Source organism: Streptomyces sp. NPDC093064 (genome assembly GCF_044754605.1).
Classification (GTDB): domain Bacteria; phylum Actinomycetota; class Actinomycetes; order Streptomycetales; family Streptomycetaceae; genus Streptomyces.
In genome coordinates this window covers 522,407-545,053 of sequence record NZ_JBIVPK010000001.1, presented here as the reverse complement: position 1 = coordinate 545,053, position 22,647 = coordinate 522,407, and the positions used below count along the sequence as shown (strand labels likewise).

The 22,647-nt window shown below is 71.6% G+C and carries 22 protein-coding genes; 9 read left to right on the top strand and 13 right to left on the bottom strand.

Annotated features, from left to right (window positions below):
* The first annotated feature begins 89 nt into the window (after positions 1-89).
* Positions 90-2,441, top strand: a complete 2,352-nt coding sequence (locus ACIQFZ_RS02435) for a ribonucleoside-diphosphate reductase subunit alpha (protein ID WP_365773932.1) — start codon at positions 90-92, stop codon at positions 2,439-2,441.
* Complete coding sequence (locus ACIQFZ_RS02430; RefSeq protein WP_361414491.1) at positions 2,441-3,454, top strand: ribonucleotide-diphosphate reductase subunit beta; 1,014 nt, start codon at positions 2,441-2,443, stop codon at positions 3,452-3,454. Before ACIQFZ_RS02435 ends, ACIQFZ_RS02430 begins: the two co-directional genes overlap by 1 nt.
* Here ACIQFZ_RS02430 and ACIQFZ_RS02425 read toward each other — a convergent pair.
* Complete coding sequence (locus ACIQFZ_RS02425; RefSeq protein ID WP_365416685.1) at positions 3,367-3,621, bottom strand: hypothetical protein; 255 nt, start codon at positions 3,619-3,621, stop codon at positions 3,367-3,369. The two genes, ACIQFZ_RS02430 and ACIQFZ_RS02425, sit on opposite strands and share 88 nt — an antisense overlap.
* A gap of 93 nt (positions 3,622-3,714) precedes the next feature.
* Here ACIQFZ_RS02425 and ACIQFZ_RS02420 point away from each other — a divergent pair, with 93 nt between their 5' ends.
* Entirely contained in the window at positions 3,715-4,680 is a 966-nt protein-coding gene (locus tag ACIQFZ_RS02420) for a helix-turn-helix domain-containing protein (RefSeq protein WP_402690418.1), read from the top strand.
* Between the two features lie 21 nt (positions 4,681-4,701).
* Here ACIQFZ_RS02420 and ACIQFZ_RS02415 read toward each other — a convergent pair whose 3' ends face one another.
* From ACIQFZ_RS02415 to ACIQFZ_RS02370, 10 genes are all read right to left on the bottom strand, one after another.
* Positions 4,702-6,075: a cytochrome P450 gene (locus tag ACIQFZ_RS02415; RefSeq protein WP_365416682.1), complete on the bottom strand. Its 1,374-nt coding sequence runs from the start codon at positions 6,073-6,075 to the stop codon at positions 4,702-4,704.
* Complete coding sequence (gene cyc1, locus ACIQFZ_RS02410) at positions 6,072-7,157, bottom strand: epi-isozizaene synthase (protein WP_365773929.1); 1,086 nt, start codon at positions 7,155-7,157, stop codon at positions 6,072-6,074. The genes ACIQFZ_RS02415 and cyc1 overlap by 4 nt, the downstream gene beginning before the upstream one ends.
* Positions 7,158-7,446: 289 nt before the next feature.
* The gene (gene def / locus ACIQFZ_RS02405) at positions 7,447-8,097 is read right to left on the bottom strand and encodes a peptide deformylase (RefSeq protein ID WP_365416679.1); all 651 of its coding nucleotides are present in this window, start codon (positions 8,095-8,097) and stop codon (positions 7,447-7,449) included.
* 163 nt (positions 8,098-8,260) lie between these two features.
* Positions 8,261-9,241 carry a hypothetical protein gene (locus tag ACIQFZ_RS02400; RefSeq protein WP_365416677.1) on the bottom strand — a complete coding sequence of 327 codons (981 nt, stop codon included), beginning with the start codon at positions 9,239-9,241 and terminating at the stop codon, positions 8,261-8,263.
* Positions 9,242-9,346: 105 nt separating this feature from the next.
* Positions 9,347-10,585 carry an HD-GYP domain-containing protein gene (locus ACIQFZ_RS02395; RefSeq protein WP_402690417.1) on the bottom strand — a complete coding sequence of 413 codons (1,239 nt, stop codon included), beginning with the start codon at positions 10,583-10,585 and terminating at the stop codon, positions 9,347-9,349.
* The gene (locus ACIQFZ_RS02390; protein ID WP_365416673.1) at positions 10,582-12,015 is read right to left on the bottom strand and encodes an HD-GYP domain-containing protein; all 1,434 of its coding nucleotides are present in this window, start codon (positions 12,013-12,015) and stop codon (positions 10,582-10,584) included. Before ACIQFZ_RS02390 ends, ACIQFZ_RS02395 begins: the two co-directional genes overlap by 4 nt.
* 235 nt (positions 12,016-12,250) lie before the next feature.
* Positions 12,251-12,562: a mycothiol system anti-sigma-R factor gene (gene rsrA / locus ACIQFZ_RS02385; protein ID WP_361414473.1), complete on the bottom strand. Its 312-nt coding sequence runs from the start codon at positions 12,560-12,562 to the stop codon at positions 12,251-12,253.
* Positions 12,559-13,254: an RNA polymerase sigma factor SigR gene (gene sigR / locus ACIQFZ_RS02380; RefSeq protein ID WP_361414471.1), complete on the bottom strand. Its 696-nt coding sequence runs from the start codon at positions 13,252-13,254 to the stop codon at positions 12,559-12,561. Before sigR ends, rsrA begins: the two co-directional genes overlap by 4 nt.
* 255 nt (positions 13,255-13,509) lie before the next feature.
* Complete coding sequence (locus ACIQFZ_RS02375; RefSeq protein ID WP_365416698.1) at positions 13,510-14,145, bottom strand: alpha/beta family hydrolase; 636 nt, start codon at positions 14,143-14,145, stop codon at positions 13,510-13,512.
* A 100-nt stretch (positions 14,146-14,245) separates the two neighbouring features.
* Positions 14,246-15,061 carry an SOS response-associated peptidase gene (locus ACIQFZ_RS02370; RefSeq protein WP_376651324.1) on the bottom strand — a complete coding sequence of 272 codons (816 nt, stop codon included), beginning with the start codon at positions 15,059-15,061 and terminating at the stop codon, positions 14,246-14,248.
* Positions 15,062-15,111: 50 nt separating this feature from the next.
* Between ACIQFZ_RS02370 and ACIQFZ_RS02365 the strand changes: the two genes are divergently transcribed.
* The 4 genes from ACIQFZ_RS02365 (at position 15,112) to ACIQFZ_RS02350 (ending at position 18,791) form a co-directional block, all read left to right on the top strand.
* Entirely contained in the window at positions 15,112-15,834 is a 723-nt protein-coding gene (locus ACIQFZ_RS02365) for a M50 family metallopeptidase (RefSeq protein ID WP_365416669.1), read from the top strand.
* A 167-nt stretch (positions 15,835-16,001) separates the two neighbouring features.
* Positions 16,002-17,318 (top strand): 3-phosphoshikimate 1-carboxyvinyltransferase, encoded by a 1,317-nt coding sequence (gene aroA, locus ACIQFZ_RS02360; protein ID WP_365416668.1) that lies wholly within the window; start codon positions 16,002-16,004, stop codon positions 17,316-17,318.
* A gap of 18 nt (positions 17,319-17,336) precedes the next feature.
* Positions 17,337-18,347: a ribosome small subunit-dependent GTPase A gene (rsgA, locus tag ACIQFZ_RS02355; protein WP_402690416.1), complete on the top strand. Its 1,011-nt coding sequence runs from the start codon at positions 17,337-17,339 to the stop codon at positions 18,345-18,347.
* Between the two features lie 120 nt (positions 18,348-18,467).
* Entirely contained in the window at positions 18,468-18,791 is a 324-nt protein-coding gene (locus ACIQFZ_RS02350; RefSeq protein WP_365416664.1) for a multidrug efflux SMR transporter, read from the top strand.
* A gap of 25 nt (positions 18,792-18,816) precedes the next feature.
* On the opposite strand, the gene ACIQFZ_RS02345 is transcribed toward ACIQFZ_RS02350, so the two are convergent.
* The gene (locus tag ACIQFZ_RS02345; RefSeq protein WP_402690415.1) at positions 18,817-19,425 is read right to left on the bottom strand and encodes a TetR/AcrR family transcriptional regulator; all 609 of its coding nucleotides are present in this window, start codon (positions 19,423-19,425) and stop codon (positions 18,817-18,819) included.
* Between the two features lie 180 nt (positions 19,426-19,605).
* On the opposite strand from ACIQFZ_RS02345, the gene hisN reads away from it, so the two are divergent.
* Positions 19,606-20,403: a histidinol-phosphatase gene (gene hisN / locus ACIQFZ_RS02340; protein ID WP_365416660.1), complete on the top strand. Its 798-nt coding sequence runs from the start codon at positions 19,606-19,608 to the stop codon at positions 20,401-20,403.
* Between the two features lie 177 nt (positions 20,404-20,580).
* Entirely contained in the window at positions 20,581-20,991 is a 411-nt protein-coding gene (locus ACIQFZ_RS02335; protein WP_402690414.1) for a cyclic nucleotide-binding/CBS domain-containing protein, read from the top strand.
* Between the two features lie 72 nt (positions 20,992-21,063).
* On the opposite strand, the gene ACIQFZ_RS02330 is transcribed toward ACIQFZ_RS02335, so the two are convergent.
* Entirely contained in the window at positions 21,064-22,515 is a 1,452-nt protein-coding gene (locus tag ACIQFZ_RS02330) for a catalase (RefSeq protein WP_365773922.1), read from the bottom strand.
* Positions 22,516-22,647: the final 132 nt, after the last annotated feature.

The following is a 22,647-nucleotide window of genomic DNA, read 5'->3' as shown; positions in this document are numbered from 1 at the left end:
GAATGGGCCGGTGGACGCGGCGCCGCGTGCGCTCGTGTGCCGCCCCCTGCCCTCGGCGAGGCCCCGTGCCGAGCGAGGGAGAGCTCCACGTGACCATCGCGCCAGCAGACCCGGTTTCAGTCACAGCTCCGGAAACCGACGGTCCAGGTGCCGTACTGCTGCGGACCCTGACCGAGCTGACCGCCGACCTCCCCGACGCCGACCCCGGCCGGGTCGCCGCCGCCGCGCTGCGCGGCCGGTCGGCGCGGGCCGACGAGGCCGAGTTGCGCGAGCTGGCCACGGAGGCGGCCGCCGGGCTCATCTCCGAGGACCCCGCCTACTCCCGGCTCGCGGCCAGGCTGCTGACCCTCACCGTCCGCGCCGAGGCCGCGTCCCAGGGCGTCGCCTCCTTCACCGACTCGGTCGCCGTGGGCCACCGCGAGGGCCTCATCGCCGACCGGACCGCCGAGTTCGTACGCGCCCATGCCGACCGCCTGGACGCGCTGATCGACCGGGCCGCCGACGACCGCTTCGGCTACTTCGGCCTGCGCACCCTGCACAGCCGGTACCTGCTGCGGCACCCGATCACCCGCAAGGTGATCGAGACGCCGCAGCACTTCATGCTGCGGGTCGCGGCGGGTCTCGCGCAGGACGACACGGCGCGGTCGGTCGACGAGGTCGAGGCGCTCTACGGGCTGATGAGCCGCCTCGACTACCTGCCCTCCTCCCCCACCCTCTTCAACTCCGGTACGCGTCACCCCCAGATGTCGTCCTGCTACCTGCTCGACTCCCCCAGGGACGAGCTGGACTCGATCTACGAGCGCTACCTCCAGGTCGCCCGTCTGTCCAAGCACGCCGGCGGCATCGGCATCGCCTACTCCCGCATCCGCTCCCGCGGTTCGCTGATCCGCGGCACCAACGGGCACTCGAACGGCATCGTGCCGTTCCTGAAGACCCTGGACGCCTCGGTGGCCGCCGTGAACCAGGGCGGCCGGCGCAAGGGCGCCGCCGCGGTCTACCTGGAGACCTGGCACTCGGACATCGAGGAGTTCCTGGAGCTGCGCGACAACACCGGCGAGGACGCCCGCCGGACGCACAACCTCAACCTCGCGCACTGGGTCCCGGACGAGTTCATGCGCCGGGTGAACGCGGACGGGCAGTGGTCGCTGTTCTCCCCCGCGGACGTGCCGGAGCTGACCGACCTGTGGGGCGAGGAGTTCGACGCCGCGTACCGCGCCGCGGAGGCGCGGGGCCTGGCGAAAAAGACCATGCCGGCCCGCGACCTGTACGGCCGCATGATGCGCACCCTCGCGCAGACCGGCAACGGCTGGATGACCTTCAAGGACGCCGCCAACCGCACCGCCAACCAGACGGCACAGCCCGGCCACGTCGTCCACTCCTCCAACCTCTGCACGGAGATCCTGGAGGTCACCGACGACGGCGAGACGGCGGTGTGCAACCTGGGTTCGGTCAACCTCGGCGCGTTCGTGGCCGGCGGGGACATCGACTGGGAGCGGCTGGACGAGACCGTCCGCACCGCCGTCACCTTCCTCGACCGCGTGGTGGACATCAACTTCTACCCGACCGAGCAGGCGGGCCGCTCCAACGCCCGCTGGCGGCCGGTGGGCCTGGGCGCCATGGGCCTTCAGGACGTCTTCTTCAAGCTGCGGCTGCCCTTCGACTCCCCGGAGGCGAAGGCCCTGTCCACCCGTATCGCCGAGCGGATCATGCTCGCCGCGTACGAGGCGTCGGCCGACCTCGCCGAGCGCGAGGGCCCGCTGCCCGCGTGGGAGAAGACCCGTACGGCCCGGGGCGTGCTGCACCCCGACCACTACGACGTCGAGCTGACCTGGCCGGAGCGCTGGGCGGCCCTGCGCGAGCGGATCGCCGCCGTCGGCATGCGCAACTCGCTGCTGCTCGCCATCGCCCCGACCGCCACCATCGCCTCGATCGCGGGCGTGTACGAGTGCATCGAGCCGCAGGTCTCCAACCTCTTCAAGCGCGAGACGCTCTCCGGGGAGTTCCTTCAGGTCAACTCGTACCTGGTGAACGATCTGAAGGCACTAGGCGTCTGGGACGCCCGGACCCGCGAGGCGCTGCGCGAGGCGAACGGCTCGGTGCAGGACTTCGCCTGGATCCCCGAGGACGTGCGGACGCTGTACCGCACGGCGTGGGAGATCCCGCAGCGCGGCCTGATCGACATGGCCGCGGCCCGCACCGCGTTCCTGGACCAGTCCCAGTCCCTGAACCTGTTCATGGAGACGCCGACCATCGGCAAGCTCTCCTCGATGTACGCCTACGCCTGGAAGCAGGGCCTGAAGACGACCTACTACCTGCGCTCCCGCCCCGCGACCCGGATCGCGCGGGCCGCTCGCGCCACCGTCCCCGTCCAGGCGACGCCGGACCCCGAGGCGGTCGCCTGCTCCCTGGAAAACCCCGAGTCCTGCGAGGCCTGCCAGTAATGACCAGCGAGACCAAGAACCTGCTCGACCCCGGCTTCGAGCTGACGCTCCGTCCGATGCGCTACCCGGACTTCTACGAGCGCTACCGGGACGCCATCAAGAACACCTGGACCGTGGAGGAGGTCGACCTCCACTCGGACGTCGCCGATCTCGCCAAGCTGAGCCCGGCCGAGCAGCACCTGATCGGACGGCTGGTGGCCTTCTTCGCCACCGGTGACTCGATCGTCGCGAACAACCTGGTGCTCACGCTGTACAAGCACATCAACTCCCCCGAGGCGCGCCTGTACCTGAGCAGGCAGCTGTTCGAGGAGGCCGTGCACGTCCAGTTCTATCTGACGCTGCTGGACACCTACCTCCCCGACCCGGAGGACCGCGCCGCCGCCTTCGCCGCGGTGGAGAACATCCCCTCCATCCGGGAGAAGGCCGAGTTCTGCTTCAAGTGGATGGACTCGGTGGAGAAGCTGGACCAGTTGGAGACGAAGGCGGACCGCCGGCGCTTCCTGCTCAACCTCGTCTGCTTCGCCGCGTGCATCGAGGGCCTGTTCTTCTACGGCGCCTTCGCCTACGTCTACTGGTTCCGCAGCCGCGGCCTGCTGCACGGTCTGGCCACCGGCACCAACTGGGTGTTCCGCGACGAGACGATGCACATGTCCTTCGCCTTCGACGTGGTCGACACCGTGCGCAAGGAGGAGCCGGACCTCTTCGACGACGACCTCCAGCGGCAGGTCACCGACATGCTGCGGGAGGCCGTCGAGGCCGAGCTCCAGTTCGCGCGCGACCTGTGCGGTGACGGCCTCCCGGGGATGAACACCGACTCGATGCGGCAGTACCTGGAGTGCGTCGCCGACCAGCGCCTGACGCGCCTCGGCTTCGCTCCGGTGTACGGCTCCGAGAACCCCTTCTCCTTCATGGAGCTCCAGGGCGTTCAGGAGCTGACCAACTTCTTCGAGCGGCGCCCGTCGGCGTACCAGGTGGCGGTGGAGGGCACCGTCGACCTGGACGAGGACTTCTGAGCCTCGTCGCGGCTCTCGCGGGCCTCCCGGTCCTCGTGGGCCTGACGGATCCGGCGGTCGGCACGTCGGTCGTGGACGATGCCGACCACCGACGGCAGGACCATGAGGACCAGGAGTCCGAGGACGACGAGCATCGAGATCAGGCCTTGCGTCTGTGTCGTAGTCATGGACACCACTGTGGCGCCGGACGCTCCTTACCGTGAGTGGCAGGACTGCCGTACACCTTCAAAATCCTGCCACCGCGGGGGCACACTGGAGCCATGCTGAAAAACGTGACCACCGTGCTGCTGGACGGAGTGCACCCCTTCGAACTCGGCGTGGTCTGCGAGGTGTTCGGGCTCGACCGCAGCGACGAGGGGCTGCCGGTCTACGACTTCGCGGTCGTCTCAGCGGAGGGCCCGGCGCTGAGCACCCATGTCCCCGGCCTCACGGTCTCGACACCGCACGGCCTGGACCGGCTGGAGGAGGCCGACCTGATCACGGTGCCGGCCACGGACGCCATCACCTCGCACGACTACCCGCCCGAGTTGCTGGACGCGCTGCGCCGGGCGGTGGACCGGGGCGCGCGGGTGCTCAGCGTCTGCTCGGGCGTCTTCGTGCTGGGCGCCGCCGGCCTGCTGGACGGGCGGCGCTGCGCGGCGCACTGGAGGCACGCGGACACACTGGCCCGGCGCTACCCGCGGGCGATGGTCGAGCCGGACGTGCTGTACGTGGACGCGGACCCGGTGATCACCTCGGCCGGCACCGCCGCCGGCATCGACGCCTGTCTGCACATCGTGCGCAAGGAACAGGGCCCGGAGGTCGCCAACAAGATCGCCCGGCGGATGGTGGTGCCCCCGCACCGCGACGGCGGGCAGGCCCAGTACATCGAGCGGCCGCTGCCGAAGTCCTCCTGCGACACGGTCGGCCAGGTGCTGGTCTGGATGGAGGAGCACCTGCACCAGGAGGTCACCGTCGAACAGCTCGCCGCCCGCGCCCATATGTCGCCGCGGACCTTCGCCCGCCGCTTCCAGCAGGAGACGGGCACCACTCCGTACCGCTGGCTGCTGCGCCAACGCGTGCTGCTGGCACAGCGGTTGCTGGAGGCGACGGACGAGACCATGGACACGATCGCGGACCGTACGGGGTTCGGCACCGCGGCGGCGCTGCGGCACCAGTTCGTCCGCGCGCTGGGCACCACCCCGAACTCCTACCGGCGCGCGTTCCGGGGCCCGCAGGCCGCCTGAACGCGCGCCGCGCCGCTCACGTCACCTGAGCACCGGCCGCACCAGCATCTTCTGCGGGCGCAGGGTGATACCGACCCGGGGCGTGCCGTCCGACCCGGGAACCTCCTCGAAGCGGAACTTCGTCGCCACCGCGGCGGTGAACAGACTCAGAAGCGCCATCGAGAAGTGGTCGCTGGGGCACTTGCGGTTACCCACTCCGAACGGGCTCATGGCATATTTCGGTACGTCCTTGGCTCGTTCGGGAAGCCAGCGGTCCGGGTCGAACTCCAGGTTGTCCGGATACGAGCGCCGATCGCGCTGGACGGCGTAAGGGCTGTAGATGATGTCCGCTCCGGCCGGAATGCGATAGCCACCGAGTTCGGTCTCGGTCACCGCCCGCCGCGTCAATACCCATACGGCGGGCCGCAAACGCATCGTCTCCACGACGACATTGTTGGTGTGCGTGAGACTGCGGACGTCGTCGAATCCGACGGGGCGGCCGCCGGTCACGGATTCAACCTCCGCGCGGATCCGGTCGCCGTGTTCCGGGTGTATCGCGAGCACCCGGAGCAGCCACATGATCGTGGCGCCCACCGTTTCGCTGCCCGGAGTGAGTATCGCGACCACCTGGTCGTGGATCTCCTGCTCCCCGATGGGCTCGCCATTGTCGTCCTTCGCCGTCAGCAATGCCGTCAGCAAATCGTCCGGATTCCGGCCGGATGCCCGGCGCTCGGCGATGATCTCGTCGACAAGGAGATGCAGATCGGCCAGCGCGCGGTTGAATTCGCGGTTGGCCGGCAGCGGCAGCCGGTACAGCGGTCCTAGCGGCACCACCATCCGCTGGTACATCCCGCGGAAGACGGTGGCCAGCGCGTCGCACAGCCGGTCGGCGCACTCGTCCATGTACTGGCCGCGCAGCAGGCAGCGGGCGGCGATGCGCACGGCGATCCGGAAGGCCTCCGAGGCGCAGTCGATCGTCTCCCCGGGCCGCCAGCGCTCGGTCAGCGCGTGCGCCTCCTCCTCCATGACCGGCCCGTAGGCGGGGATGGCGTCGAGCCGGAAGGCGGGCTGGATGGTGCGGCGCTGGCGCCGGTGCAACGCGCCGTTGGAGGTGGCCACCCCCTCCTTGCCGACCAGGCCCTCCAGGGACTCCCACAGTGGACCGGAGATGATGAATTCGGGGCTGAGGGCCACCTCGCCGGTGAGAGCGGGCGTGGTGACCGCGTACACCGTCTTCGGGCCGAGCCTGAGCCGGACGACGTCGCCGTGGTCGCGCAGTTGGGACATGAAGGCCAGCGGGTCGCGGACCAGTCTCAGACCGTGGCCGAGAAGCGGCACCCCGCCCCCGGCCACCGGTGGCTCGTGCGGTCCCGGGGCGTTGCGCCGGGCTTCCGACCGCACTGATTCGGCGGTCATTTCCCACTCGCCCCTTCGTCGTCGACGTACGGGGGTGTGGCCGGGTCCTCCCAGCTGTCGACCCTGTACCGGCCGGACTCGTGGTGGAACCAGTAGACGGAACTGAACCAGTTCCGCATATTGCCGAGGCAGGCCCTTACGGCGGCGCTCAGTTCCTTACCCCGTACCGTGCCGTCCGCGAGGCCGTCGGCGAAACGCAATCCCTCCTGTTCCGCGAGCAGGAATTCGGATACGCACCCCTCGATGCGCCCGCGCATTTCCGCGATCGCCTCCTCCAGGCTCAACCCGTCGTGTTTGACGAGACTGATCCCGAGATTGTGCACCTCGTCGCCCGCTATTTCCTTGCGCAGTGAGCACAGATCGTTGTACCAGGCGGCGAATTCCTGACTGACCAGCGCCGGACGCCGGTACGCTGGATTCTTCCGGACGGCGTCCGGGAGTTCACAGCCGGCGCTCGACTCCAGCAGGTCGGTCCAGATCCAGTGGGCGAAGGTGAACCGGCGCAGTGCGAGGTATTCCTCGACCGTGGGCACGACATCCCCGGTACGGTTCTGGAATTCCCGTTCGTAGGCGTCGATCACCGCGTGGAAGTGCCGCGCGAAGCGGGCGTTCCACCGCGGCGACAGGAACGAGTAGAACCGCAGCACGGTGTCCGCGAACCCCGCGACCAGGGGGTCCTGATGGTGCAGGTGGTCCTGGGGGGAGTCCAGGGCCGTGTGCAGCGCGCGGCACAGCCGTTCCCAGGCGGCGGGCCGGTCGTGGACGACGTCGCGGTCCTGGCGGTCGTCCCAGAGGAAGAACCACGCACTGAAGTCCGCTATCGCCTGGAGCACCTCGTCGGGGGCGCCGATGAAGTACCCCGCCATGAGGTCGGTGTAGCAGAGGCTGTCAACGTGTTCCTCCACCTTGTCCGCCGGCATGAGCCGCTTTTCCAGCAGCCAGCTGCGTGTCTTCTCCTGGGGTTGGGGCCAATACCCGTGCAACTGCCTGGGAAACTCGGCCTCGATCACCGGAAGTGCGAGCGATGGTGGGACTGCGACCGCTGTCGTCGTCGGTGTGGTGCTGTATGGGAAAGCTGGCACGAACAAACCCCTCTCAGCCGCCGGTGGCGCACGCCCTTCCGCCGTGCCGGGCGCACGCCCTCACGTATCCCCGCACCCCCATTCAGCACTACAACTGACCGTTCTGGGAACGGATTTGCTCCATTCATCACCCCGGGATGCCGTGAATCTCCCCTTGTGTGACTGATTACGAATCACCAGAAGCGCACAGAGGATCGAATGGGTGAGGACACAAGTACGGCGCCCGACCGGACGTTCCGGTCGGGCGCCGTGTGCACAGGCCATGCGCGCCCCAACGGGCGGCAGGGGCTCAGTCGTTGGCGACCACGGGGTAGCGCGGCTCGTTCTCGGCCATCTGCCGCAGCGCGTCCTTGCGCTCACGCTTGGAGAGCCGGTCGATGTAGAGGTAGCCGTAGAGGTGGTCCGTCTCGTGCTGGAGGCAGCGCGCGAAGTAGCCGGTGCCCCGCACCTTGATCGGGTTGCCCTGCTCGTCCTGCCCGGTCACCTCGGCGTAGTCGGGGCGGGCGAGCGGGGCGTAGGCGGTGGGCACGGACAGGCAGCCCTCGTTGCTGTCGTCCAGCCGGCGCCGCTCGGCGGGCAGCTCGACCAGCCGCGGGTTGCAGATGACCCCGGCGTGCCGGGCACCCTCGTCGTCCGGGCAGTCGTAGACGAAGACCTTCAGGTCCACGCCGATCTGGTTGGCGGCCAGGCCCACGCCCTCGGCGGTGTGCTGGCTGGCGAACATGTCGGCGACCAGCTGCTGGAGCTCCTCGCCGAAATCGGTGACGTCCCTGCACTCCTTGTGCAGCACGGGGTTCCCGACGACCGTGATGGGCCGGGAGGTGCCGCGCTCACGCCAGGCCGTCTCGCGCTCCTCGCAGTCCTCCGTGTCGACGACGTACCCCTCGTCGTCGACGGGGAGCACGCCCGCGTGCTGCTGATCGGTGTCCTGCTGCGCCATGACCGACGTACGCCTTCCTGACAAGAACGGGGAGTGAATTCTGATACAGGGTACGGGGCCCGCGCCCCCGACCCGGCCCAGGAGTGTCCGATATGCGACTGTGCCGGGAAGACTCGGCCGGCCATGGCGGACCCGCCCGAGGGCCCTGAGCGGACCGGCGCCCTCAACAGACCTCTTCCAGGTCCCGCCAGTCCCGCGAGTCCGGGCTGTCGGCCACCCACCCGTCCAGCAGCCCGCGGACCAGGGCAGCCGGAGCGGCCACTCCGCACTCCCGCTCCGGCACCCACAGCTGCCCGTCGGTGCGGTGCCCGAGCGGTCCGGGGTGTCCCGGCTCGCTGTGGTCGTGCGGGTCGAGGTGCACGCCGTCGCCCTCGTCGGACGGCATCCGCGACTCCGAGCACATCCGGCACAGCAGCCGTACGGACGACGACCAGTCCTCGGCGGCGAAGCCGGCGTCGGCGGCGAGCTGCTCCAGCGCGTCCCGGTCGGCCTCGGTGGCGGCCTCGAGCAGGACCACCCAGGTGGGCACCGGCGACGGCGCCCACAGCTCGATCTCGTCGAACACGGGGTAGGTGTGGCCGGCCGCGGTGGTCCGCTCCCCGTGGGGCACGCCGTCGTGCAGCACGACCTCGCCCCAGCGCCGCCCCGAGGAGGGCAGCGGGATGGACAGCACCTCGATCCGGGCCGGGTCCAGGCGCCGGCCCCAGACCACCTCGGCCTCGCCCTCCGGCGACAGCCGCACGGCCGCGCTGCCCAGCTCCATGCCCATCGGCTCCCCGGCGGCGGCCGCGCTTCCGGGCACCTTCAGTCCGTACGCCTGCCAGGCCCGCCGGGCCAGCGGCCAGTCCTGGAGGGCGGTGGCGGCGATGCCGACGTTCCACCAGTCGGGCGCCCCGGTCTCCTTCTCCAGCAGGGCCACGGCCCGCAGGCCCGCCGCCCTCGCCTGCTCCCAGTCGTGCCGGAACTTGTGCAGCAGGGCGAGGTTGAACCAGGACTCGGCCAGCCAGGGCTCCAGATCGGCGGCGCGTGTCAGCAGCGCGCCCGCGTCCTCGTACCGGCCGTCGCCGATCAGAGTGAACGCCCGGTCGGTGGCCTGCCGCCAGGAGGCGGAGGGCCGGTGCCGTCCCTTGCCGAAGATCCTCACGATTCCCGCCTGCCAGTTCCGTCGAGTGGGTCGGCTTCTGCCCCCGGACACCCTCTCATTCGCATCCAACCACGTACGACTGGAGGGACGCTCATTACCCATGGGTTACCCCTCGGCGGGAAGCGTCAGGCGGTCCCTCGACAGCACCCTGCCCAGTGACTCCACCACCTCGGGGGCGTACGCGCCGGCCCCCGCCAGCCGCAGCTCCTCCAAGGCCGTGAGCGGTCCGCCGGGGCCGGCGTCGCGCGCCTTCTCCTCGTAGGCGTTGACCGCCCGCACGATCCGCGCGGCCAGCGGCTGCTCCCGGCAGGGGTCGGCCTGCCGCTCCACCACCACCGCGACCCGGGCGTCGACCCCGGTCTGCCGCACCACGGCCCCGCCGAGCAGCGCTATCCGCCGCTGCTCCTCGGCGGGCAGCCCCGCGGTGGCCCCGGCGGGCACCGGGTCGACCAGGCTGAGCTGCCCGATGTCGTGCATCAGGGCCGCGTGCTCCAGGACGGTCAGCTCCGGTTCGGTCAGGCCCAGGTCCCGGCCCACGGCCCGGCTGAGCGCGGCCACCCGCCGGGCGTGCCCGGCCGGGGTGTACCCGGCGACCTCGGTGGCCCGGGCCAGGGAGGCGATGGTCTGACGGTAGGTCCTCCGCACGGCCGCGTACCGTCTGAGGGACAGCTGGGTGAGCAGCAGCGGCAGCGAGAACACGGGCAGCGCCCACAGTCCGGCCACGGCGACGGCGAGGGCCATGACCGCGCCGGTCGCGCACACCGCCGAGCCGATCCCGAGCAGGCTCCGCAGCTCCTCCCGCAGCAGCGGGCCGAACGGCCACCGGGTGCGGCAGTGCGCCTGCACGGCGGCAAGCACGGCGTCGCACAGCGCGGTGAGCACCAGGAGAGCGAGCAGCAGCAGGGCGTACGCCGGACCGACCCACCCCCGGAACACCCCTTTACCGTAAAGGGGTTGGAAGCAGACGGCGGCGAAGGCGACGGTGAGGATCCGCCGCACCAGATGGTCGAGCGTCCGCCCGCACCCACGCGCGATGTGCGGCACACCGCCCAGGAGGCAGGCGGCGAGCACCACGGCGACGACCTGGAAGGCGCCGTGGTGGCTGGGCAGGCCGGCGTCCTCGCCCAGCAGGGCGTACGACAGCGCCCCGGCGGCGCCGAGCGGCGCGGCCTCCCGGGCCTCTGACCCGGTCCACCGGGTGAGTTCGCCGACGAGGACCAGCAGTCCGAAGGCGAGGGCGGCCCCGCGCTCCTCGAGGCCGGTCCACAGGGTGACGGCGAGGGACAGCAGGGCGACCAGGACCGCCGCGCCGCGGATGAGGAGCAGCAGGAGGGACCGGCTCATCGACGGGTTTCCGGCCGGCCGCCCGCGGACCGCTCCGGCGCGCCGCCAGGGCCACCGTCCTCGGGGGCGTACCGCGGCGCCGGAACGACGGGCGCGTCCTCCGCGCCGCCGAAAGCCGCCACCGTCGGGCCCGTGGTGCCGGGGACGGCACAAAACGGTGCCGGCGGGGCGACGGGCGTACCGTCCTGCGCGGTCACCGCCGGGTGCCAGCCGTACCGGTCCAGGGCCCGGACCAGCGCCGTGACCATCCGCGGGTCGAACTGGCTGCCCGCGCAGCGCTCCAGCTCCGCCAGCGCGGCGGGCACCGGCCGGGCCCGCCGGTAGGACCGGGTGGACGTCATCGCGTCGAAGGCGTCCGCGACGGCCACCACGCGTGCGCTCTCCGGGATCTGACCACCTGTCAGCCCGTACGGGTAGCCGCCTCCGTCGAGCCGTTCGTGGTGGTGCAGGATCGCCGAGCGCGCCTCGCCCAGGAAGGAGATCCCGCGCACCATCTCGTGCCCGTACTCGGGGTGCAGCTCGATCACGCGCCGCTCCTCGGGGGTCAGCGGCCCGTCCTTGCGCAGCAGCCGAGTGGGGACGCCCAGCTTGCCCACGTCGTGCAGGATGCCCGCGAACCGCAGCACCTCGACCCGCTCGTCGTCCATGCCGAGCTCGCGCGCGATCAGCATGGAGGCCTGCCCCACCCGCTCGCTGTGCCCGCGCGTGTAGCCGTCCTTGATGTCGACGGCCTGCACCAGCGCGCGGATGGTGGCCCGGTGCGCGGACCGCTCCCGGTGGTACTGGGCGTACACCCAGCCGGACACGCACATCGGCAGCAGCACGAGCAGCGCGGCGACCGGACCGTAGGGGCTGAGCCACAGCACGGCCATCATCAGCCCCGCGAGCCCGTGCACCGCGATGGGCGCCGGCGACCGGGCGAACAGCTCCTGCCAGGCCCGCCGCACCGGCACGTGCTCGGCGAGTGCGAGGACCCCGCCGTCCAGCGCCGTCAGCACCAGGCAGAAGGCGAGCACGGCGGCGCCCGCGGGGAGGAGGACATAGGGGAAGTCGCACCCGCTGACGGCGTCCCGGCCACCCAGCGCCCCGTGTACCCGAGCGGCCGCCCACACCGCGAGGGCGAGCTGCGCGGCCCGCCAGATCCGGCGCAGCCCCTCGGGCCGCCGTCCGGCGCGGGCGAGCAGGACACCGGGCAGCGGGACGAGCGCGGCGGCGGGCGGCGGCAGCAGGAAGACCGCCGCGAGCAGTACGGGGTAGAAGGGTCCGGCGAAGCCGAGCCGGGCGAACTGCCTGCACCCGGCGTACACCGCGGCGAGCAGGGCGACCGCCCACCAGGGGGTGGGCGTCACCGGCAGCGGCAGCAGACAGGCCAGGGCGCCGAGGACGGCACAGGCGACGTACGCACGGGCTCGCGGTGGAACCGCCTCCATGCCGCCCCTCCCCCGTCATGCCTGTCCAGGGTGGGAGCGTAGGGCGCACAGCCGGGAGTCCACGGGCCGAAGACCCGGGGATTAGCACGTTCGGGTGAGAGCGTCCGGGTGGGTGCCCGAAGCGGGTCCGCACGCATGTCCGAGGCGCGTCCGACGTCTGTGCGAGCGCCGGGTGCGGGCGGTAGGTGCGAAGGGGGGCCGGCGGGGCGCCGCGCGGGTGTCCGCGCGCGGCGGGTCAGGACTCCTGCGGAGTCACCGGTGCCGCGGTCACGTCGTGCTCGGGGACGGCCTGGCCGGAGCGGATCAGATCGAGCCGCCCCATGACCTTGGCGCGCAGGTCGGCGGGGACGTCGTCATGCCCGCAGCACCGCTTGACCAGCTTCTTCACGGCCTGCTCCAGGCCGTACTTCTCGAGGCACGGCGAGCACTCCTCGAAGTGGTGCTCGAACTTGGTGCGATCGACGTCCGGCATCTCACTGTCGAGGAACTCGTAGAGGTGGTCGAGTACCTCACTGCAGTCCGTCTCGTGCGGGTCTCCGCAGCTCATGAGCCCGAGCCTTTCGCTTCGTTCGACTCTCCGGCGCCGGCCGGGACCAGTCCGCGCTCGCGGGCGTAGTCCTCGAGCATGCCGCGGAGTTGACGGCGGCCCCGGTGCAGCCGGGACATCACCGTCCCGATGGGTGTCCCCATGATGTCCGCGATCTCCTTGTACGCAAAGCCTTCTACATCCGCGAGGTAGACGGCGATGCGGAATTCCTCGGGGATCGCCTGGAGCGCTTCCTTCACGTCCGAGTCGGGCAGGTGGTCGAGCGCCTGCGACTCTGCGGAGCGCAGACCGGTCGACATGTGCGACTCGGCACGGGCGAGCTGCCAGTCCTCGATCTCCTCGGCGGCACTGCGCTGCGGCTCGCGCTGCTTCTTGCGGTAGGAGTTGATGAAGGTGTTGGTGAGGATGCGGTACAGCCACGCCTTGAGGTTGGTGCCCTCGCGGAACTGGTGGAAGGACGCGTACGCCTTGGCGTACGTCTCCTGCACCAGGTCCTCGGCGTCGGCCGGGTTGCGCGTCATGCGCAGGGCGGCCGAGTACATCTGGTCGAGGAACTCCAGCGCGTCCCGCTCGAAGCGCGCGCTGCGCGCGGCCGTCGACTCCGCGGATGCGCCCACGCCCGTGCCCCGGCCCTCGGGCTGCTCCGCCTGGCCGTTGTCGGTCCCTGCGTCGGTACCGGGAACCGGACCCACCTCCTCAAGCGACGTCGTGGCACCGAATGCGGTTCCACTCGAATCGGAGGATAGACGACGAGCCGTGTCTGCCGCCGCTCGAACAGAAGCGGTCCTCGCCGCGTGCAGCACCGTCCAGTCCAGGTCAGTGCGGCTGCTGCGGCTCGGGCAAACGGTCGAACCCATGCGGCGGACTTCCTCTCGTGTGACGTCGGCGCCGCTGAGCGGCACTACTGACCGGCTCAACAGCAGCGGTCCGCCAGGCATTCCCGGGGGTCACGGGAGTGACGCGATCCACTGGGCGACGCCCTCGGTGATGATCTCCAGGACCTGGTCCTGCGTGATCCCCGCCCGCTTCGGCACGACGAAGCCGTGATCGCCGTACGGCACCTCGACGAGCCGGTAGGGACCCTCCGGGAACTCCCCGGGCCTGCCGAACGGGTCGTTGCCGCCCTGGACGACGAGCGTGGGCACCCCCGCGCCGAGCAGCTCGTCGGCGCGGGACTTCTCGGGCCTGCCCGGCGGGTGCAGCGGGAAGCTGAGGGCGAGCACGGCGTGCGCGCCCAGCTCGGGCGCCGTACGGCAGGCGACGCGTGCCCCGGCGCTCCGGCCGCCGGCGACCACCGGCAGCCCCGGCCCGCTGACGGCGGGCCACAGGCCGCGCCAGCCGGCGTCCAGCGTCCGCGGCGCGGGCGCCACCTTCTTGCCGGCCACCCGCCAGGGCTGCTCGACCAGCGCGACGGTGACCCCGTGCCCGGGGAGTGTGCGCGCCAGGGCCTGGAGGTCGCGGGCCTCGACGCCGCCGCCGGCTCCGTGGCTCACGGCGAGCACCAGACGTGCCCCGTGGGCCCGGTGCCAGGTGATCCGGGCCGCGCCCGCTTCCGTCTCGACGATCTCGCTCACGTCGCTCATGTCGTTCCCGTCACTCACGTCGCTCACGTCGCTCAGGTCGCTCACGTCGCTCAGGTCGCTCACGTCGCTCACGTCGCTCACGTCGCTCACGTCGCTCACGTCAAAAGAGTGTGCCCTCTTCCGGTGCCGCGAGCTCCTCGAGCAGCTCCGGTCCGTTGTTGCGGACGTTGCTGACGGCCGTGGACACCGCGTAGGCGCGCATCAGGCCGGGAGGCGGCGGGGTGAGCAGCGCGCGCAGGTCGTCCGGGTCGGTGCGGGCCGGGTCCAGCCAGGCGTCCCAGCGGTCCGGGGTCAGCATCAGCGGCATCCGGGGGTGGATGTCGGCCAGCGAGCTCGGCCCCTCGGCCGGGGCCACCGCCAGCGGCGTCTGCTCGGCGTCCGTGGTGATCACCGAGCAGGTCGCCCACCAGGCCCGCGGGTGGTCGTCGGGCAGTGTCCGGTCCCGCCAGAACTCGTAGAGCCCGGCCATCGCGAAGACCGACCCGTCGGCCGGGGTCACGAAGTAGGGCTGCTTGCGCGGCCGCTTGCGCCTGCCCTCGACCTCCAGATCCCGCTCCTGGGTGCCGGTGACCCACTCGTAGTAGCCGTCGGCGGGCACGACACAGCGCCGGGCGACGAAGGCGCGGCGGTACGACGGCTTCTCGTGCACGGTCTCCGCGCGCGCGTTGATCATCCGGGCGGCGCCCTCGGGGGACTTCGACCAGGACGGGACGAGCCCCCACCTCAGCTTCCGCAGCTGGCGAACCGGGCGGCGGTCGTCGGCGTCCTTCAAGGGACGGTCCAGGACGACGAGGACCTCCTTCGTCGGGGCCACGTTGTAGTCGGGCTCCAGGGTCTCCTCCGGGTCCCACTTCTGGACCTCGAAGACTGGGGCGAGATCCTCGGGGCCGCGACTCGCTGCATACCGTCCGCACATACGTGCAACACTGCCAGACCTCGCACACGGACAGGGAGCCACTCGGAAACATGGACAGCCTCGCCGCCACCGCGCTGCCCGATCTCTGGGACCGGCTCGTCGGCACCCAGCCCGACCCCGACCTGTGGGTGGTGCTCGCCACCGCGGCCGCCGCGCTCGCGGTGGTCGTCCCGCACGGCCTGTGGCGCGTCTCGCGCAACGCGATCACCATTGCGCACGAGGGCGGGCACGGGCTGGTGGCGCTGCTCACCGGACGGACGCTGACCGGCATACGCCTGCACTCCGACACCAGCGGCCTGACCGTCAGCCGGGGCAAGCCGCACGGCATCGGCATGATCCTCACGGCGGCGGCCGGCTACACCGCTCCCCCGCTGCTGGGCCTGGGTGGCGCGGCCCTGCTCGCCACCGGTCGCATCACGCTGCTGCTGTGGGTGGCCACGGCGCTGCTGGTGGCGATGCTGGTGATGATCCGCAACGCCTACGGGGCGCTCACCGTGCTCCTCACCGGTGGCACGTTCCTGCTGGTGTCCTGGCTGACCGGGCCCCAGGTGCAGGCCGCGTTCGCGTACGCGGTGGTGTGGTTCCTGCTGCTCGGCGGGGTGCGCCCGGCCTTCGAGCTCCAGGCCAAGCGGGCGCGCGGGGGCGCCGGGGACTCCGACGCGGACCAGTTGTCGCGGCTGACGCACGTCCCGGCGGCGCTGTGGCTGTTCCTGTTCCACGCGGTCTCGCTGTGCTCGCTGATCGGCGGCGGGCGGTGGCTGCTGGCGGAGTGAGGCGGTCCCTCCGGCCTGCCTCGTCCGTCCCCCCTCGCCGGGCGGGCGGGAAGGCGGCGACGGGCTCCGAGGGGCGTGCGAGCGTGCCCGTGTGCGGCTCCGCAGTGGGGCGCGACCAGCGACTACGCGGCCGTACCCGAACCAGGGCCGCCCATTAAGGTGGGGACATGGCCCCGAACCCCGCGCACACCGCCCTCTGGCCCGCCCCGCACGCGAGCGGAGCCGTCGACGCGACGGTCCACGTGCCGGGGTCGAAGTCCGTCACCAACCGTGCCCTGGTGCTCGCCGCCCTCGCCTCCGAGCCGGGCTGGCTGCGCCGCCCACTGCGTTCCCGCGACACGCTGCTGATGGCCGGCGCGCTGCGGGCCATGGGCGTCGGCATCGACGAGGGCGTGGGGCCGGACGGCACCGGGGAGGCCTGGCGGGTGATCCCCGCGGGGCTGCACGGCCCGGCCACGGTCGACGTCGGCAACGCCGGCACGGTGATGCGCTTCCTGCCGCCGGTCGCCGCGCTGGCCGACGGCCCCATCCGCTTCGACGGCGACCCGCGGTCGTACGAGCGTCCGCTGGACGGCGTCATCGACGCGCTGCGCGTCCTCGGCGCCCGGATCGACGACGACGGCCGCGGCGCGCTGCCGATGACCGTGCACGGCAGCGGCGCGCTGGACGGCGGGCCGGTCGAGATCGACGCCTCCTCCTCGTCCCAGTTCGTCAGCGCCCTGCTGCTGTCCGGACCGCGCTTCAACCAGGGCGTGGAGGTCCGGCACACCGGGTCGTCGCTGCCGTCGCTGCCGCACATCCGGATGACGGTCGACATGCTGCGTGCGGTCGGCGCCCAGGTGGACACCCCCGAGTCGGGCGGCGAGCCGAACGTCTGGCGGGTCACCCCGGGCGCCCTGCTCGGCCGGGACCTGGTCGTCGAGCCCGACCTGTCCAACGCCCAGCCCTTCCTCGCGGCGGCGCTGGTGACCGGAGGCAAGGTCGTCATCCCCGACTGGCCGGCCCGGACGACCCAGCCGGGTGACCGGCTGCGGCAGATCTTCACCGAGATGGGTGGTTCCTGCGAACTCACCGACTACGGCCTGGTGTTCACCGGTTCGGGTGCCGTGCACGGCATCGACGTGGACCTCGGCGAGGTCGGCGAGCTGACCCCGGGCATCGCGGCCGTCGCCGCGCTCGCGGACTCGCCCTCGACCCTGCGGGGCGTGGCCCATCTGCGGCTGCACGAGACCGACCGCCTGGCCGCGCTGACCAAGGAGATCAACGAGCTCGGCGGTGACGTGACCGAGACGGCCGACGGCCTGCGCATCCGCCCGCGCCCCCTGCACGGCGGGGTCTTCCGCACCTACGACGACCACCGCATGGCGACGGCCGGCGCGATCATCGGCCTGGCGGTCGAGGGCGTGCAGATCGAGAACGTGGCGACGACGGCGAAGACACTGCCGGACTTCCCCGATCTGTGGACCGGGATGCTCGGGGCGTAGGAACGCGGGGATCACGCCATGCGCCGCTACGGCAAGCACACCGACGAGGACGACATCCGCAGCCGCCCCAACCGCAGGGGCAACCGGCCGCGCACGAACATCCGCCCCAAGCACGAGGACGCCGCCGAGGGCATGGTCCTCACCGTCGACCGGGGACGGCTGACGTGCCTCGTCGACGACCGCGCGATCGTCGCGATGAAGGCCCGCGAACTCGGCCGCAAGGCCGCCGTCGTGGGCGACCGGGTGGCCCTGGTCGGTGACCTCACCGGGAAGAAGGACACCCTCGCGCGCATCGTCCGCATCGAGGAGCGCGCCTCGGTCCTGCGCCGCACCGCGGACGACGACGACCCCTACGAGCGCGTGGTCGTCGCGAACGCCGACCAACTGGCCATCGTCACCGCGCTGGCCGACCCCGAGCCGCGCCCCCGGCTGATCGACCGCTGCCTGGTGGCGGCGTACGACGGCGGTCTGGAGCCGCTGCTGGTCCTGACGAAGTCGGACCTGGCCCCGCCGGACAAACTCCTGGAGCTGTACGGGGATCTGGACATCCCCTACGTCGTCACCAGCCGCGCGGAGCTGGACGCCGGCGCCGCCGCGGACCGGGTGCGCGAGCATCTCGACGGGAAGGTCACGGCGTTCGTCGGCCACTCCGGCGTGGGCAAGACGACACTCGTCAACGCGCTGGTGCCGACGGAGCGGCGGCGGGTGACGGGACATGTGAACGCGGTGACCGGCCGGGGACGGCACACCACCACCTCCGCGCTCGCGCTGCCGCTGGCGGGCGCGGCCGGCTGGGTCGTGGACACCCCGGGCGTACGGTCGTTCGGGCTCGCGCACATCGAGCCGTCCCGGGTCATCCACGCCTTCCCCGACCTGGAACCGGGCACCGAGGGCTGCCCGCGCGCGTGCAGCCACGACGAGCCGGACTGCGCGCTGGACGCGTGGGTCGTCGAGGGGCACGCGGACCCGGCCCGGCTGTACTCGCTGCGCCGGCTGCTGGCCACGCGGGAGCGCAGGGAAGGCGACTGACCTCCGCGTTGTTTGGGTGCGGTGGTGTCCGGCAAGTGCATAATCGCACGGAGCCGGATCATGACCTGCCCCAAGCACGACCAAGCGGTCACGGCATGCGGACCCACGGGAGGACAGCACATGGCGTGGCTGCTGGTCATCGTTGCCGGGTTGCTCGAGACCGGCTTCGCCGTGTGCCTGAAGCTGTCGCACGGCTTCACGCGGCTCTGGCCGACCGTCGCCTTCTGCTGCTTCGCCCTGGGCAGTTTCGGTCTGCTCACCCTGTCCCTGAAGAAGCTCGACGTGGGCCCCGCGTACGCGGTGTGGACCGGCATCGGCGCGGCGGGCACCGCGATCTACGGCATGGTCTTCCTCGGCGACCTGGTCTCCACGCTGAAGATCGTCTCGATCAGCCTGGTCATCATCGGGGTGATCGGGCTCCAGTTGTCCGGTTCCACGCACTGACACGACGGCGCGGAGGGCGGGCCGGTCAGCCCGGTTGGCGCGGGAGCGCGCCGCGTACCAGTTCGGCGACCCCTTCCCGGCCCGGCGGCGCCACCACGCACGACAGGGCGAGGCGGATCACCAGCTCGCAGGCGCGGGCCAGTTCGGCGGTGTCCGCCCTGGGCGTGCCGGGGGCGGAGAGCAGGGTCACGGCGCGGTCGCGGACGATCGCCACGAAGTCGCCGGGCGACGGCAGCGGGCCGTCGGCCCGGCGCTGGGCCGGAACCGCGCTGGAGGACGGCACCGCCGACAGCGTCGGCGAGGGCAGCCGTCCGCTCCAGCAGCCGGTGAGCATCGCCTTCACCAGCGCGTTGTCCCGGGCGGCGGACACGGTCCACTCGGCGGCGGCGGTGAGCCGCTCGCGCGGGTCGACGGGGGCGGTCAGGGCCCGTTCGACCCCGGCGAGATAGCCGTCCGCCTCTCGCCTGACCAGGGCCCGCGCGAACCCCTCCTTGCTGCCGAACTCGTTGTACAGCGTCTGCCGTGAGACCCCGGCCGCCGCGGCCACGTCGACCATCCGTACCGCGGACCACGGCCGCCGTGTCAGCGCCGTGTAGGCGGCGTCCAGCAGGGATTCCCGCGCTGCAGGCATCATCGCCTCCCTGGGGCGAGCGGCTCTGCGCCCAGATTTGACGTCCCCGAACGCACTGTCAAGGGTCCGTGACAGCATGTACGCGCCACCGCGGGCGCCGCACCCGCGTCACGCGGCACTTCCGCACACCGGGCCACCCGGCCCCCGTAGCCCCGTGTCGCCCCGGACGGATACGGTTCTCGCATGCCGGACTACCTCGACGACCTGCGCCTGGCCCACGTCCTCGCGGACGCCGCCGACGCCGCGACCATGGACCGTTTCAAGGCCCTCGACCTCAAGGTCGAGACGAAGCCGGACATGACCCCGGTCAGCGAAGCGGACAAGGCGGCGGAAGAACTCATCCGCGGCCAGTTGCAACGCGCCCGCCCCCGCGACGCGGTCCTCGGCGAGGAGTACGGCATCGAGGGCACCGGTCCCCGCCGCTGGGTCGTCGACCCGATCGACGGCACCAAGAACTACGTGCGCGGCGTCCCGGTCTGGGCCACTCTCATCTCCCTGATGGAGGCCGGCGCGGGCGGCTACCAGCCCGTCGTGGGCGTCGTCTCCGCCCCCGCCCTGGGCCGCCGCTGGTGGGCCGCCAAGGGCCACGGCGCCTTCACGGGCCGCAGCCTGGCGCAGGCGAGCAGGCTCCAGGTGTCCCGCGTGGCGGAACTCGCCGACGCCTCCTTCTCGTACTCCTCGCTCGGCGGCTGGGAGGAGCGGGGCCGGCTGGACGGCTTCCTCGACCTGACCCGCGCGGTCTGGCGCACCCGCGCCTACGGCGACTTCTGGCCGTACATGATGGTCGCCGAGGGCTCGATCGACTTCTGCGCCGAGCCGGAGCTGTCCCTGTGGGACATGGCCGCGAACGCGATCATCGTGACCGAGGCCGGCGGCACCTTCACCGGCCTCGACGGCCGCCCCGGTCCGCACAGCGGCAACGCCGCCGCGTCCAACGGGTTGCTGCACGGCGAGATGCTGGGGTATCTCAACCAGCGCTGACGCTCGACAGGGAACGCGTGCGCCCGCCCCCGGCCGGCCGCGCACGCCCCCTTGTTGGCCCCCGCTTTGCCTGAGACTCTGGGAGTTCCCTCACTTGTGAACTTGTGCAGTGATCCACAGGCGCCTTCGGCGCCGGGCACGCATCAGCCGGATTCCCCGAGGAGGTGGCTCCATCCCATGCTCGTCCGCGACGCCATGAGCACGGTGGTCCTCACCATCGGTCCCGCACACACCCTCCGACAGGCGGCGGCCCTGATGTCCGCGCGCCATGTCGGCGCCGCCGTCGTCCACGACCCGGACGCAGGCGGCATCGGCATCCTCACCGAACGCGACGTCCTCAACTCCGTGGGCCTGGGCCAGAACCCGGACACGGAGCGTGTACACGCGCACACCACCACCGACGTCGTGTTCGCCACGCCGTCCTGGACCCTGGAGGAGGCGGCCCGGGCCATGACCCGCGGCGGCTTCCGGCACCTCATCGTCCTGGACCACGACGAGCCGGCGGGCATCGTCTCGGTCCGCGACATCATCCGCTGCTGGGCGCCGGTCCGGCAGCACGTGGCGGCCGCGGGTGCGGGCACGGCCTGAACGCACGCCGGCGGGCCGGGCCCCCGAAGGGATCCGGCCCGCCGTCCACGACAAGCGGTCCAGTGCTGGAGATCAGCCGCGCAGGGCCTGGACCGCGGCCTCCAGCCGCTTGCCGAAGTCGCCGTCCGCCTGACGGAAGTTGCCGATCGCGCGCTCGGCGATGTCCTCGCGCGAGACCTGCGAGATGGCGCCCGCCAGGTTGCCGATCAGGCGCTCCTTCTCCTCGTCCGACATCAGGCGGTAGAGGTTGCCGGCCTGGACGAAGTCGTCGTCCTCGGCGTGGACCGCCGCTTCGTGGTCACCGGTGACGCCGGAGACCGGCACGGGCTGCCACAGCGGCCGGTCCGTCTGGAACGGCCCGCCGAAGCTGTTCGGCTCGTAGTTCTTCGCACCCTTGTGGCGGCCGTCGTACAGGTAGCCGTCACGTGAGTTGGTGCGCGCCTCGGTGGCGTGCGGACGGTTCACCGGCAGGTGGTCGGCGTTGATGCCGACGCGGTAGCGGTGGGCGTCGCCGTACGCGAAGAGGCGGCCCTGGAGCATCTTGTCCGGGGAGGGACCGATGCCCGGCACGAAGTGGGCGGGGCTGAAGATCGACTGCTCGACCTCGGCGAAGACGTTCTCCGGGTTGCGGTTGAGCTCCAGCTTGCCGATCTCGATCGGCGGGTAGTCCTCGTGCGGCCACACCTTGGTGAGGTCGAACGGGTTGAAGCGGTAGGCCGCCGCGTCGGCCGCCGGCATGATCTGCACCTGCACGGTCCAGGTCGGGTACTCGCCGCGCTCGATGGCCTCGCGCAGGTCGCGCTGGTGGGAGTCGGGGTCCTCACCGGCGAGCCTTGCGGCCTCACCGGCGGTGAGGTTCTTGATCCCCTGGTCGGTCTTGAAGTGGTACTTGACCCAGAAGACCTCGCCGGCCTCGTTGCTCCACTGGTAGGTGTGGGAGCCGTAGCCGTTCATGTGCCGGTACGACGCCGGGATGCCGCGGTCGCCGAACAGCCAGGTCACCTGGTGCGTCGACTCCGGAGACAGGCCCCAGAAGTCCCAGACGTTGTCCGCCTCCTGGCTGCCCGTGTAGGGGTCGCGCTTCTGGGTGTGGATGAAGTCGGGGAACTTGATGGCGTCCTTGATGAAGAACACCGGGGTGTTGTTGCCGACGAGGTCGTAGTTGCCCTCTTCGGTGTAGAACTTCAGCGCGAAGCCGCGCGGGTCGCGGACCGCGTCGGCGGCGCCGAGGTTGCCCGCCACGGTCGAGAAGCGGAGGAAGGTCTCCGTCTGCTTGCCGACCTCGGAGAGGAACTTGGCGCGCGTGTACCGGGTGACGTCGGCCGTGACCGTGAAGGTGCCGTAGGCGCCGGCGCCACGGGCGTGCACCACGCGCTCCGGGATGCGCTCGCGGTTGAAGTGGGCGAGCTTCTCCAGCAGGAGCTGGTCCTGGACGAGCACCGGGCCGCCGACGCCCGCCGTCTCGCTGTTCTGGTTGTCGGCAACCGGAGCACCGGCCTCCGTCGTGAGCGGCCCCTGGGTCACGTCGCCTCCTGGGTCATTTCCATCGTGCCTGTCTCTTGGCCAAAGCCAGCCTCGATCCTACAATGGACTTAGTCCAAGTCAAGTGGAGCTCCAAAGTCACACTGGTTCGGGAACTATTTCCCCTTGCTGTTA